At 73.5% G+C, this 12465-nt stretch carries 12 protein-coding genes; 5 read left to right on the forward strand and 7 right to left on the reverse strand.

From position 1 onward, the window contains the following. Position 1: 1 nt before the first annotated feature. From H4O22_RS10975 to H4O22_RS10985, 3 genes are read right to left on the reverse strand one after another with little or no spacing between them, the layout of a single operon-like run. Entirely contained in the window at positions 2 to 1153 is a 1152-nt protein-coding gene (locus tag H4O22_RS10975; RefSeq protein WP_182523452.1) for an SPFH domain-containing protein, read from the reverse strand. Between the two features lie 22 nt (positions 1154 to 1175). Continuing rightward, complete coding sequence (locus H4O22_RS10980; protein WP_182523453.1) at positions 1176 to 1637, reverse strand: NfeD family protein; 462 nt, start codon at positions 1635 to 1637, stop codon at positions 1176 to 1178. A gap of 21 nt (positions 1638 to 1658) precedes the next feature. Next, positions 1659 to 2453: an ABC transporter ATP-binding protein gene (locus tag H4O22_RS10985; protein WP_182523454.1), complete on the reverse strand. Its 795-nt coding sequence runs from the start codon at positions 2451 to 2453 to the stop codon at positions 1659 to 1661. Between the two features lie 51 nt (positions 2454 to 2504). Between H4O22_RS10985 and H4O22_RS10990 the strand changes: the two genes are divergently transcribed. After that, positions 2505 to 3254 (forward strand): hypothetical protein, encoded by a 750-nt coding sequence (locus tag H4O22_RS10990; RefSeq protein WP_182523455.1) that lies wholly within the window; start codon positions 2505 to 2507, stop codon positions 3252 to 3254. A gap of 11 nt (positions 3255 to 3265) precedes the next feature. Here H4O22_RS10990 and H4O22_RS10995 read toward each other — a convergent pair whose 3' ends face one another. After that, positions 3266 to 3988 carry a VOC family protein gene (locus tag H4O22_RS10995; RefSeq protein ID WP_182523456.1) on the reverse strand — a complete coding sequence of 241 codons (723 nt, stop codon included), beginning with the start codon at positions 3986 to 3988 and terminating at the stop codon, positions 3266 to 3268. A gap of 58 nt (positions 3989 to 4046) precedes the next feature. On the opposite strand from H4O22_RS10995, the gene serB reads away from it, so the two are divergent. Further along, the gene (gene serB / locus H4O22_RS11000) at positions 4047 to 5264 is read left to right on the forward strand and encodes a phosphoserine phosphatase SerB (RefSeq protein ID WP_220451142.1); all 1218 of its coding nucleotides are present in this window, start codon (positions 4047 to 4049) and stop codon (positions 5262 to 5264) included. A gap of 8 nt (positions 5265 to 5272) precedes the next feature. On the opposite strand, the gene H4O22_RS11005 is transcribed toward serB, so the two are convergent. Further along, positions 5273 to 5791, reverse strand: coding sequence for a SixA phosphatase family protein (locus H4O22_RS11005; protein ID WP_244962928.1), 519 nt, complete (start codon positions 5789 to 5791; stop codon positions 5273 to 5275). A gap of 34 nt (positions 5792 to 5825) precedes the next feature. Between H4O22_RS11005 and H4O22_RS11010 the strand changes: the two genes are divergently transcribed. The 3 genes from H4O22_RS11010 to H4O22_RS11020 are packed head-to-tail and all read left to right on the forward strand — an operon-like array spanning position 5826 to position 9960. Further along, complete coding sequence (locus tag H4O22_RS11010; RefSeq protein WP_182523459.1) at positions 5826 to 6827, forward strand: cyanophycinase; 1002 nt, start codon at positions 5826 to 5828, stop codon at positions 6825 to 6827. After that, complete coding sequence (gene cphA, locus H4O22_RS11015) at positions 6824 to 9601, forward strand: cyanophycin synthetase (protein WP_182523460.1); 2778 nt, start codon at positions 6824 to 6826, stop codon at positions 9599 to 9601. Before H4O22_RS11010 ends, cphA begins: the two co-directional genes overlap by 4 nt. Next, complete coding sequence (locus tag H4O22_RS11020; RefSeq protein WP_182523461.1) at positions 9598 to 9960, forward strand: cupin domain-containing protein; 363 nt, start codon at positions 9598 to 9600, stop codon at positions 9958 to 9960. Before cphA ends, H4O22_RS11020 begins: the two co-directional genes overlap by 4 nt. A 2-nt stretch (positions 9961 to 9962) precedes the next feature. Here H4O22_RS11020 and H4O22_RS11025 read toward each other — a convergent pair whose 3' ends face one another. Then, positions 9963 to 11654 (reverse strand): Mur ligase family protein, encoded by a 1692-nt coding sequence (locus H4O22_RS11025; protein ID WP_182523462.1) that lies wholly within the window; start codon positions 11652 to 11654, stop codon positions 9963 to 9965. A gap of 27 nt (positions 11655 to 11681) precedes the next feature. Continuing rightward, on the reverse strand, positions 11682 to 12464 hold the full coding sequence (fabI, locus tag H4O22_RS11030) for an enoyl-ACP reductase FabI (RefSeq protein WP_182523463.1): 783 nt from the start codon (positions 12462 to 12464) through the stop codon (positions 11682 to 11684). Between the last annotated feature and the right edge of the window lies 1 nt (position 12465).

The raw sequence follows: 12465 nt of genomic DNA on the forward strand, positions 1-12465 counted from the left end.
GTCAGGAGACCGGCGGTGCCGCAGGCGGCTCGGGGTCGCCCGCCTCGCTCGGCGTCGGTGCGACAGGTGCGGTGGACGCGGCGGACCGCGGGTTGGCCGCGGACGCCGCCTCGGCGATGGCGGCCTCGACCGCGGCGTTCGCCTTGCTCACCTCGGTGTCGGCGGTGGTCGTGCTCTCCACCAGCGGCTCGGTGTCGCCCATGTCGATCCGCTTGGCCGGACCGTCGACCTCCTTGGGGATGCCCTGGAGGTTGGTCATCGTCGAGCCGAGGCCCTCGAGCGCCTTGCCGATCTCGCTCGGGACGATCCACACCTTGTTGGCGTCGCCCTCGGCGATCTTCGGCATCATCTGGAGGTACTGGTAGGCCAGCAGCGACTGGTCGGGGCGACCGTCGTGGATGGCCTGGAAGACCGTCTGGATGGCCTGGCCCTCACCCTGGGCCCGCAGGATCGCGGCCTCGCGGTCGGCCTGGGCGCGCAGGATCTGCGACTCGCGGTCACCCTGGGCCGAGAGGATCGCGGACTCCTTCTGACCCTGCGCCGTGAGGATCGCCGACTGGCGCTGGCCCTCGGCGGTGAGGATCGCGGCGCGCTTGTCGCGGTCCGCGCGCATCTGCTTCTCCATGGTGTCCTTGATGGACGGCGGCGGGTCGATGCTCTTGATCTCGACCCGGCCGACCCGGATCCCCCACTTGCCCGTGGCCTCGTCGAGGACGCCGCGCAGGCCGGAGTTGATCGTCTCGCGGCTGGTCAGCGTCTGCTCGAGGTCCATGCCACCGACGATGTTGCGCAGCGTGGTCATGGTGATCTGCTCGACGGCCTGGATGTAGTTGGCGATCTCGTAGGTCGCCGCGACCGGGTCGATGACCTGGAAGTAGATGACGGTGTCGATCTCGACCGTCAGGTTGTCCTCGGTGATCACCGACGACGGCGGGAAGCTGACCACCTGCTCGCGCAGGTCGATGAGGTAGCGGACCTTGTCGATGAACGGGATGACGATGTTGAGGCCGGCCGGCAGGGTCTGCTTGTACTTGCCGAAGCGCTCGACGATGCCGGCCCGCGCCTGCGGCACGATCCGCACGGTCTTGGCCAGGATCGTGACGACGAAGATGAACAGCAGGCCGAGCAGGATCAGGACGATGAGTCCACCCACAGGGGTGCTCCTTCCAGGGGGGTCAGGGTTCGAGCGTGGGAACGGGGTGGACGTACGCCGTGGCGCCGCGGATCTCGAGGACCTCGACGGTCTCGCCCGGCTCGATCGCCAGGGTGTCGTCGTAGGGGGCGGCCGACCACAGGTCGCCGTCGAGCCGCACCTGACCGGTGTTCACCCCGGAGATCCGGGCGGTGACCAGGCCCTGGCGGCCGACCAGACGGTGGTGGCTCATGGTGAGGTCGGGGCCGCTGTGCAGCTTCTTGATCAGCGGCGGGCGCAGCAGGAACAGGGTCGCCGTGGCGGTGGCGACCGCGACGAGGAAGGAGACGACGAAGCCGGCGCCGAGCGCTGCGGGGATCACGCCGGCGAGCGCGCCGAGGGCCAGCATCGCGAAGACCAGGTCGAGGCTGAACACCTCCACGACACCGAAGCCGACGGCCAACGAGAGCCAGGCCACCCACTGGTTGTCGCTCAGCCAGTCCATGCGCGCTCCATGTCGCTGACCCTACCGGTGCCGGGTGCGTCGACGCGCCGACCAGCGACCGTCCTCGTGCTGGAGCGTCAGCGGCATCCCGAAGGTCGCGGCCAGGTTGGCCTCGGTCAGCACCTGGTCGAGCAGCCCGGCGGCCACGACCCGGCCCTGGCGCAGGAGCAGCGCGTGGGTGAACCCCGGCGGGATCTCCTCGACGTGGTGGGAGACGAGCACGGTCGCCGGCGAGTCGGGGTCCAGCGCGAGCACCGACAGCGTGGCGACGAGGTCCTCGCGGCCGCCGAGGTCGAGCCCGGCGGCGGGCTCGTCGAGGAGCAGCAGCTCGGGGTCGGTCATCAGCGCCCGGGCGATCTGGACCCGCTTGCGCTCCCCCTCGCTGAGGGTGCCGAAGGTGCGGTCGGCGAGGTGACCGGCGCCCATCTCGACCAGCAGGCTCGAGGCCCGGTCGTGGTCGAGGGAGTCGTACTCCTCGCGCCAGCGCCCGACCACGCCGTACGACGCCGAGACGACGACGTCGTGGACCCGCTCGCCGCGTGGGATCCGCTCGGCCAGGGCGGCGCTGGTCAGCCCGATCCGCGGCCGGAGCTCGAAGACGTCGACGGTGCCGAGCACCTCCTCGAGGATGCCCGCGACGCCGTCGGAGGGGTGCATCTGGGCGGACGCGACCTGGAGCAGCGTGGTCTTGCCGGCGCCGTTGGGACCGAGGACCACCCAGCGCTCGTCCTCCTCGACGGTCCAGCTCACCTCGTCGAGCAGGGTGGCCTGACCACGTCGGACGGTGACGTCGACGAAGTCCAGCACGGCGCTCATGGCGGTCACCCTATCGAGTCGGCCCGCGCCCCCGGCGTACAGTCTCCGGCCGTGAGCGAACCCCTCCCGGCCGCGGCCCGGTTCGCCTGGTGGGGCACCTCCTGGCTGCGCGGGCACGTCGTGCCGGACCTGGTCGTGGACGCCGTGATCGGCGAGGACGCGACCCACGTGGTCGCCGGCCTCGCGGCGCTCGGGCTCGGGGGCGACGACGCCGCCGAGACGCTCGTCGGCGGGCTGGCCAGGCTCCGCGCCGAGGGGGCGACCGGCTTCGGCGCCGCCTTCCCGGTGGAGGGCGACCCGGTCGGTCTCGGCGGGCCGCGCCGCTTCAACGACGCCGCGCTCGAGGCGGGCGAGGCCGTGGTCGCGGTCGGCGCCGGGGTCGGGCTGGCGCCCGTGCGCGTCGGCGCCGCGGTGAGCTGGGTGGCGCACCCCGCCGAGCGCCGGCAGGTGCCGGACGTCGGGGAGGCCGACCGCGGCCTGCGGGCCGCCCTGCTCGAGACGGCCTCCTCCCTCGCCGACCTCGACGTCGCCCGGTGGCGCCCGGAGGTCGCCGACCGGCTGATGAACCTCCGGCACCGCGCTCCCGTGCTCGCCCCGGCGGGCGTGCCGCCCCGGTGCGTGGACCTGGCCGGGCGCGGTCTGCAGGCCCTGGAGATCGTCGAGCTCGCCCTCGAGGACGACGGCGGCGCGGTGTCGGCCGGGGAGGCCGAGGCCCGGCGCGGCGCGCTGCGGCCCCTGGCCCGGGCCGGCCGCCGGGCGCTCGTCGCCGCCTGCTCCCCCGAGGCCTGGCCCCCCGCCTGACCCGCCGCCGGTCAGGTCGACGTCCACACGCCGAGCTCGTTGCCGTCGGGATCGGCGAACCGGAACCGCCGCCCGCCCGGGAAGTCCTCGGGACCCTCGATGACGGCGCCCCCGGCCGCCACGACCGCGTCCAGGGTGGCGTCGAGGTCGTCGGACCAGAGCAGCACGAGCGGACCGCCGGGGGACGGCGACGCGGCGGCGTTCAGGCCGCCGCGCTCCCCGCGTCCCGAGACCGCCCGGATGCCGGCGTACGTCGGCCCGTAGGGCACGAACGCCCAGCCCAGGGCCGCGGCGTAGAACGCCTGGGCAGCCCCGAGGTCGGTCACGCCCAGCTCGAGGTAGTCGACGCCGTGGTGCAGGTGGGGCTCGGCGCCCGCGTCCCCGGCTGCCCCGGTGACGGCGTCGGTCCAGACCTCGACCAGGTCGAGGATGCGGCCGTCGTGGTCGAGCGTGGCGAAGGACGCCGCGTGGTACGTCGCGCGGTCGTCGCGGACCCGGGACCGGAGCACGCCCCGGCTCCCGGCGGCCACCACGTCCTCGCGGGTGAGCGACCAGTCCCCGGGGTAGTCGCGGTTGAACGCCACGAACCCGTCGCGGTCGAAGGTCTCACCGGTGTGCAGCAGGTGAGCGTTGAACCCGGGCGCGAGGAGCGCCGCCAGCCCCTCCCAGTCCCGGGTCTCGAGGGCGTCGGAGAAGCGGGTCAGGGTCTCGACTGCGCGGAGGTCGGCGTCCATGCGCCCAGTGTGGACGTCGGCACCGACACCCGCGCGCCGCAGCGATAGCCTCGCGGCGATGGCCAGCGACGCGAAGCCCGAGACCCTCCTGATCACGCTGACCGGCAAGGACCGGCCCGGGGTGACCTCGGCGCTCCTCGCGACCCTGGCTCGGGCCGGGGTGGAGGTCCTCGACGTCGAGCAGATCCTGCTCCGCCGGCGGCTCATCCTCGGCCTGCTGGTGACCGCGCCGCGGGACTGGAGGAAGCTGCGCGACGCGATCCACGCGACCGCAGACGCGCTCGGGATGAGCGTCGAGGTCGACCGGGGCACGGGCGACAACCGGCCGCGGCCCGAGGGCCGCTCGCACGTCACCGTCATCGGCGCGCCGCTCAAGGCCGCCGCGATGGCCGCCGTCGCCGGGCGGATCGCCGACAGCGGCGCCAACATCGACAAGATCGAGCGGATGGCGCGCTACCCGGTCACCGCGATCGACCTGCACGTCTCCGGCGCCTCCCCCGAGGCGCTGCGCGCCGTCCTCTCCGTGGAGGCGGCCGCGCAGGGCATCGACGTCGCCGTCCAGCCCGCCAACCTGCTGCGCCGCGGGATGCGGCTGATCGTCATGGACGTCGACTCCACGCTGATCCAGGGCGAGGTGATCGAGATGATCGCCGCGCACGCCGGCTGCGAGCACGAGGTCGCCGCGATCACCGAGGCGGCGATGCGCGGCGAGCTCGACTTCGAGGAGTCGCTCCGCGCCCGGGTCAGGCTGCTCGAGGGCGTCCCGGCGTCCGTGCTCGACGAGGTGTACGACGCGGTCGAGCTGGCCCCCGGTGCCCGGACACTGGTGCGGACCCTCGCCCGGCTCGGCTACCGGTTCGCGATCGTCTCGGGCGGCTTCACCCACGTCACCGACCGGCTCGCCGCCGACCTGGGCATCCACTTCGCCCGCGCCAACGAGCTCGAGATCGTCGACGGCGTGCTCACCGGCGGGATCGTCGGCGACGTCGTCGACCGGGCGGGCAAGGCCCGGGCGCTGCGGGAGTTCGCCGAGCAGGCCGGGGTGAGCGTGGCGGCCACCATCGCGATCGGCGACGGCGCCAACGACCTCGACATGCTCAGCGCCGCGGGCCTGGGCATCGCCTACAACGCCAAGCCGATGGTGCGCGACGCCGCGGACACCGCCGTCAACGTCCCCTACCTCGACGCGATCCTCTACCTGCTCGGCATCTCCCGCGAGGAGATCGAGGCCGCCGACGCCGAGGCCGGCATCGTCACGCCCCGCCCGCCGGTCTGAGGCCAGGCTCAGGCGCGCCCGACGTGGAAGGCGACGACCCGGCCGCCGGCCTCGTCCAGGTCCGACCAGGGGCCGTCGACCTCGAGCACGGTCATCGCGCTGGTGGGGTAGCCGCCCAGCATCGCGGCGCTCGCCTCCGGGTCGCCCTCGCCGTCGTCGAGCAGCTGGGCGAGGGTGGCCATGGTCGGGTTGTGGCCGATCACGACGAGCGTGCGGACGTCGTCCTCGACCTGGCGGACCAGGTCCAGCGCGCTCTCCGGGCCGGCGGCGTACAGCGACTCGTCGTACGTCGCCAGGTCGGCGTCCCAGCCGGCACCCTCCGCCACGGCGTCCCAGGTCTGGCGGGTGCGCACCGCCGCGGACACGAGCGCCGACTCGGGCTGCAGGCCGCGGGCCGCGAGCCAGACGCCGGCGGCCCGGGCCTCGGCCTCCCCGCGCCCGGCCAGCCGGCGCTCCGCGTCGGTCGGTCCGTCGGTCTCCGCCTTCGCGTGCCGCATCACCACGAGGGTTCGGGTCTGGTCGCTCACGCTCGACACTGTCCCACCACCTAGGGTGACTGTCATGCCCAGGGGACCTCTCATGATCATCGGTGGCGCCGAGGACAAGCTCCGGCGGCGCACCATCCTCAAGGAGTTCGTCGCCCGGAGCGGCGGCGACCGGGCGCGGATCGCCGTGGTGCCCACCGCGTCGTCGCTCGGTCACGAGGTCGTCGAGGTGTACGACGCGCTCTTCCGCAGCGAGGGCGCCGCCGAGGTGGTCGCGGTGCGGCCCGAGTCGCGCGACGACGCCCACGACCCCGCGCTCGTGGCGGCCCTGGCCGGCGCGACCGGCATCTTCATGACCGGGGGCAACCAGCTCAAGCTCTCCGCCATCGTCTGCGGGACGCCGCTCGGGGACGCGATCGTCGAGGCGCACGAGCGCGGCGTGGTCGTGGCCGGCACGTCGGCGGGCGCGAGCATCCAGTCCAGCCACATGGTCGCCTTCGGCGTCGGCGGCTCCACCCCCAAGCAGCGGATGACCCAGGTCGCCGCCGGCCTCGGGCTGCTCGAGTCCTCGGTGATCGACCAGCACTTCGACCAGCGCAACCGCTACGGCCGGCTGCTGATGATCGTGGCCCAGTCACCCCAGCTGCTCGGGATCGGCGTCGACGAGGACACCGCGGCCATCGTCGAGCACGAGCCGGCCCGGGACGACGAGGACGGCGTCGGCGAGCGGCAGGTGCTGCGGGTGCTCGGCCGCGGCGCGGTCACCGTCTTCGACCCCTCCCGGATCGTCACCAACGCCTTCGAGGCGAAGCGGTCGGCGCCGCTGCTGGCGAGCGGGGTGGTGCTGCACGTCCTCCCGGAGGGCTCGGCGTTCGACCTCGGGTCGCGGACCCTGCTCCCCCGGAGCCACGAGGTGGACCCCGAGGAGGTCGCCGAGCTCGCCGAGGCCGGTCAGGACCTGCGCAGGCTCGCCCGCGACATCGCGGCCGCCGACGCCTCCCCGGGCGCGCTCCGACGCCGGCTCGCGCTGCGCACCAAGAAGCCCATCCCCCTCCCGCAGAACGGAACCACCGCATGACCGAGCGCCCCACCCCCGACCTGACGATCCTGGAGACGCGGGTCTACCGCGGGGCCAACGTGTGGTCCTACGACAAGGCCGTGCACCTCGTCGTCGACCTCGGCGTGCTGGAGAAGTTCCCCACCAACACGCTGCCGGGGTTCACCGACAACCTCCTCGAGATGCTGCCGGGGCTGCGCGAGCACTCCTGCTCACGCGGACGACGCGGCGGGTTCGTCGAGCGGCTGGTCGAGGGCACCTGGCTGGGCCACGTCGCCGAGCACACCGCGCTCGCCCTGCAGCAGGTCGTCGGCCACGACGTCCGCCGCGGCAAGACCCGGCAGGTCAAGGGCAGCCCCGGCCAGTACAACGTCGTGTTCGGGTACGCCGACGAGCAGGTCGGCCTCGCGGCCGCGCGACTCGCCGTACGCCTGGTGAACCACCTCGTCGAGGCCGACCCCGGGTTCGACTGGGACGAGGAGCTGGAGTCGTTCATCACCCGCGCCCAGCGCACCGCGTTCGGCCCGTCGACCCAGGCGATCCTCGACGAGGCCGTCTCCCGTGACATCCCGTGGCTGCGGCTGAACAAGTACTCCCTCGTGCAGCTCGGGCAGGGCGTCCACGCCAAGCGGATCCGCGCCACGATGACCTCGGCGACCTCGGCGATCGCCGTCGACATCGCCTCCGACAAGGACCTCACCACCTCGCTGCTCGGCGCGGCCGGCCTGCCGGTGCCCAAGCAGGAGTCGGTGCGCACCGAGGAGGCGTGCGTCCGCGCCGCGGACCGGATCGGCTACCCCGTGGTGGTCAAGCCGCTCGACGGCAACCACGGCCGCGGCGTCTGCCTGAACCTCCAGGACGCCGCCGAGGTGCGCAAGGCGTACGACGTCGCCCTGGGCGAGTCGCGCCGGGGCACGGTCATCGTCGAGTCGATGGTCACCGGCAAGGACTACCGCTGCCTGATCATCGACGGGCGGGTCGCCGCCATCGCCGAGCGCGTGCCCGCCTCGATCACCGGTGACGGGACCTCGACGGTCGAGCAGCTCGTCGACCTCGCGAACGCCGACCCCCGGCGCGGCGTGGGCCACGAGAAGGTGCTGACCCGGATCAAGGTCGACGACACCGCCGTCGGGCTGGTGCGCGACCAGGGCTTCGAGATGAGCGACGTGCCGCCCGAGGGCACCACGGTGCGGCTCGCGCTGACCGGCAACATGTCCACCGGCGGCATCTCCATCGACCGCACCTACGAGGCGCACCCCGAGAACGTCGAGATCGCCGAGGAGGCGGCCCGCATGGTCGGGCTGGACATCGCGGGCATCGACTTCATCTGCCCCGACATCACCGAGCCGGTCCGCGAGACCGGTGGCGCGATCTGCGAGGTGAACGCGGCTCCGGGCTTCCGGATGCACACCCACCCGACGATCGGCGAGCCGCAGTTCATCGCCAAGCCGGTCGTCGACATGCTGTTCCCGCCGGGGTCGACCTCGCGGATCCCGATCATCGCCGTCACCGGCACCAACGGCAAGACGACCACCGCGCGGATGATCAGCCACATCTTCAAGGGCATGGGCCGCAAGGTCGGCATGACCTCCACCGACGGCGTCGTGATCGACGAGCGGCTGGTGATCCGCGCCGACGCCTCCGGCCCGCGGTCGGCCCGGATGGTGCTGCAGAACCCCCGCGTGGACACCGCCGTCTTCGAGGTCGCCCGCGGCGGCATCCTGCGCGAGGGCCTCGGCTACGAGCGCAACGACGTCGCCGTCGTCCTCAACGTCCAGCCCGACCACCTGGGCCTGCGCGGCATCGACACCGTGGAGCAGCTCGCCGACGTCAAGGCGGTGCTCGTCGAGGCGGTGCCGCGCGACGGGCACGCCGTCCTCAACGCCGACGACCCGCTGGTGCGGGAGATGCGTCGCCGCTGCTCGGGGCAGGTCGTGTGGTTCTCGATGGAGGAGCCGGGGTCCGAGACGCGGGACATGATCGACGCGCACTGCCGCCGGGGCGGCAAGGCGCTGGTGCTGAACCCCTCCGAGCGCGGCGAGATGATCGTGGTCAAGCACGGCCCGCGCGAGATGCAGCTGGCCTGGACCCACCTGCTGCCCGCGACCTTCGGCGGCCGCGCCCGGATGAACGTCCAGAACGCCCTGGGCGCGGCGGCGGCGGCCTTCGCCGCCGGCGCTCCGCTCCACGACATCCGTCAGGGCCTGCGGTCGTTCTCGACCAACTACTACCTCTCCCCCGGCCGGCTCAACGAGGTCGAGGTCAACGGCGTCAACGTCATCGTCGACTACTGCCACAACGCGCCGGGCATGCGGATGCTCGGCGACTTCGTCGACCGGGTGGGCGACTCGATGTCGTCCTCGCACGACCTGGCCCGGCCCTCGCGGATCGGCATCATCGCCACGGCGGGCGACCGCCGCGACGAGGACATGCGCGAGCTCGGCCACATCGCGGCCCAGCACTTCGACGTGGTGGTGGTCCGCGAGGACGAGTCCCTCCGCGGGCGCGAGCGCGGCGTGGTCGCCAGCCTGGTGCTCGAGGGCGTCCGCGCGGCGATGGCCGAGGGCGCCCGGTGCAAGCAGGTCGAGGAGGTGCTCGACGAGATCTCGGCGGTCCGGCACGCGATGTCCCGGGCCAACCGCGGCGACCTGCTCGTCCTCTGCGTCGACAAGCACGCGGCGGTGATGAGCGAGCTCGAGACCTGGTCCTCGCAGGCGCAGGCCGGCGCCGGCGTCTCCTCCGACGCCCCCGCCGCCGACCCCGACCTGGTGTCCGGCGGCCCGGCGGAGGCATGAGGGTCCTCACGCTCGGAGCCCGGGCGGGCCGGCCCGTCGACGCCCACGGCAGCCGCGGGTTCGACGTCACCGGCCTCGGCATCACCGCCGAGGCGCACCTGGTGACGGTGCGGCTGCGACCCGGCGGCGTCGTCGGGCGGCACCCCGCCGCCGGCCGGCAGCTGCTGGTGGTGCTCTCCGGCGACGCCGTGGTCTCCGGCTCGCACGGCGACCCCGTCGTCCTCGAGCCCGGGCAGGCGGCGGTCTGGGAGCCGAACGAGCTGCACGAGACCCGGTCCGAGACCGGACTCGTCGCGCTGCTCGTCGAGGGCGACGTCGACATCGCCTCGGGCGAGCGCGACGACCCGTCGTACGCCTGAGCTCAGGCCTTGCCGGTCGCCACCCGCACCTTGGCCGCGAGCGTCTCGGGGTCGTCGGCCGTGCCGCCCTGCTCGGCGATCCAGGCGTAGACCTCCTCCCGCTCGGCGTGGCACATCAGGCCCACGACGTCGCCCGGGAGGGCCTGGCCGACGAGCGCCGAGAGCACCCCCACCTCGGTCGGGTACGCCGGCACGCCGGCGACGCCGACGCGCTCGGCGCCGGCGCGCATCAGCGTCTCCAGCTCCTCGGGGGTGCGGCCGCGCAGGTAGCGCTCCTTGTGGCCGATCGCGACCACGTCGCTGTCGCGGGCGGCGAGCTCGCCCAGCTTCTCGATCAGCTCGTCGGTCCGGTCGCCCACGACGCCGAGCCCGAGGAGCACGCGGCCGCCGGGACGGCGTACGCCGTTCATGATCTCCACCAGCGCCTCGAGACCGGCCTCGTTGTGCGCGAGGTCGACGACGACCGAGACCTCGCCCAGGCTGAAGACGTTCATCCGGCCCGGGTTGTGCTCGGCGTCGGGCAGGAACGTCTGCAGCCCCTTGACCACGACGTCGCGGTCGATGCCGACGGCGAGCGCCGCCGAGGCCGCCGCCAGGGTGTTCTCGACGTTGAAGCGGGACAGCCCGGCCAGGGTCATCGGGACGTCGACCAGCTCCACCAGCGGGTCGGGGTCGGCGTTCGGGGAGAGCACCGAGACCCACCCGTCGATCACCGTCGTGACCCGACCGCCGCCGGTGAGCACCTCCCGGACCGCCGGTGAGTCAGGGGTCCGGGTGAAGACCCACGGCCGCGCCTTGATGACGTGGCGCATGGCGTCGACCCGCGGGTCGTCGGCGTTCAGCACCGCCCACCCGCTCCTGCGGGTGATCCGCGGGACGACCGCCTTCACCTCGGCCAGCTGGTCCACGGTGTCGATGCCGTGCAGGCCGAGGTGGTCGGCGGTCACGTTGGTGACCACCGAGACGTCGTTGCGGGTCAGCCCGATGCCCTTGAGCAGGATCCCCCCGCGGGCGGTCTCGGTCACCGCGAGCTCGACCTCGGGGTGCTCGAGCACCCGGCCGGCCCCGCTGGGCCCGGAGTAGTCGCCGGCCTCGACGAGCTCCCCGTCGAGGTAGATCCCGTCGGTGTTGGACCAGCCCACGACCCGCCCGTCCACCCGCCCGATGTGGGCGACCATCCGGGACGTCGTGGTCTTGCCGTTGGTGCCGGTGACCGCGACCACCGGGATCCGGGGCTTGATCGTGCGCGGCAGGTCGCCGGGCTCGGCGGCGGCGACCCGGACGGCGGCCGCGCTGACCGCCTCCTCCACGTCGTCGGCCGGCACCGCGTCCAGCACGCCCGCCACGGCGAGGCCCATCTCCTGCGAGCGCCCGCGGTGCTTCCAGGGGTAGGCGACGACCACCTGGTGCGGGTCGGACGTCGGCCGCACCCGGACGGCCAGGGACGAGGTCCCCGACTCCTTCGCCACCGCCCGCACCAGCCGGGCCACCGCGCGCAGCGCGAACTGCTGCCGGAAGCCCGAGTCCGGCGCCCCCGGCCGGGTGCTCCGCAGCCCGATCCGGCGGGCGAAGCGCACCGCGGTGTCCTCCGACGCCGCCGCGAGGCCGCTGATGTCGAGGGTCAGCTTGATGGCCGCCCGGGGGAAGTAGAGGTTCGGTCCCTCGAGGACCCGGAGCTCGACGAGTGCGGTCACGGGCGGGAGATTACCCAGCGGACGCGGTCAGGCCCCCATCGCGTGGAAGCCGCCGTCGACGTGCACGACCTCGCCGGTCGTCGCGGGGAAGAAGTCGGAGAGCAGCGCGCACACCGCCTTCGCGGTCGGCTCCTGGTCAGTGTTGTCCCAGCCCAGCGGCGAGCGCTCCGACCACATCGCCTCGAGCTCCTCGAAACCGGGGATCGCCCGGGCCGCGAGGGTCTTGAGCGGACCGGCCGAGACCAGGTTGCAGCGGATCCCGTGCGGCCCGAGGTCGCGGGCGAGGTAGCGCGAGCAGGACTCGAGCGCCGACTTCGCCACGCCCATCCAGTCGTACGCCGGCCAAGCGACCGTGGCGTCGAAGGTGAGGCCGACGATCGAGCCGCCGGAGCCCATCAGCGGGCGGCAGGCGGTGGCCAGCGACTTCAGCGAGTACGCCGAGACGTGCACCGCCTGCGCGACGTCCTCCCACGGTCCCTCGAGGAACTTGCCGCCGAGCAGCGTCTCGGGGTTGCCGTACGCGATGGAGTGGACGACCCCGTCGAGACCCGCGTCGGGGCCGAGCTCCTCGCGGACGAGGCCCTCGAGCCGCGCGAGGTGCTCGGGGTCGGTGACGTCGAGCTCCAGCACCGCCGGCTCGGTCGGCAGCCGCTTGGCGATCCGCCGCGTGATGCCGAGCGCCCGGCCGAAGTTGGAGATCAGCACGGTCGCGCCCTGCTCCTGGGCCACCTTCGCGGTGGCGAAGCCGATCGAGCTGTCCATGGTCACGCCTGCGACCAGGATGTTCTTGCCCTCGAGGATCCCTGCCATG

Source organism: Nocardioides dongkuii, from assembly GCF_014127485.1.
Taxonomy (GTDB): domain Bacteria; phylum Actinomycetota; class Actinomycetes; order Propionibacteriales; family Nocardioidaceae; genus Nocardioides; species Nocardioides dongkuii.

Excerpts from the sequence above, each read along its gene's own strand:
- H4O22_RS10980 (WP_182523453.1), bottom strand. The coding sequence starts at position 1,637 with ATGGACTGGCTGAGCGACAACCAGTGGGTGGCCTGGCTCTCGTTGGCC.
- H4O22_RS10985 (WP_182523454.1), bottom strand. The coding sequence starts at position 2,453 with ATGAGCGCCGTGCTGGACTTCGTCGACGTCACCGTCCGACGTGGTCAG.
- H4O22_RS10995 (WP_182523456.1), bottom strand. The coding sequence starts at position 3,988 with ATGGACGCCGACCTCCGCGCAGTCGAGACCCTGACCCGCTTCTCCGAC.
- serB (WP_220451142.1), top strand. The coding sequence starts at position 4,047 with ATGGCCAGCGACGCGAAGCCCGAGACCCTCCTGATCACGCTGACCGGC.
- H4O22_RS11010 (WP_182523459.1), top strand. The coding sequence starts at position 5,826 with ATGCCCAGGGGACCTCTCATGATCATCGGTGGCGCCGAGGACAAGCTC.
- cphA (WP_182523460.1), top strand. The coding sequence starts at position 6,824 with ATGACCGAGCGCCCCACCCCCGACCTGACGATCCTGGAGACGCGGGTC.
- H4O22_RS11020 (WP_182523461.1), top strand. The coding sequence starts at position 9,598 with ATGAGGGTCCTCACGCTCGGAGCCCGGGCGGGCCGGCCCGTCGACGCC.
- fabI (WP_182523463.1), bottom strand. The coding sequence starts at position 12,464 with ATGGCAGGGATCCTCGAGGGCAAGAACATCCTGGTCGCAGGCGTGACC.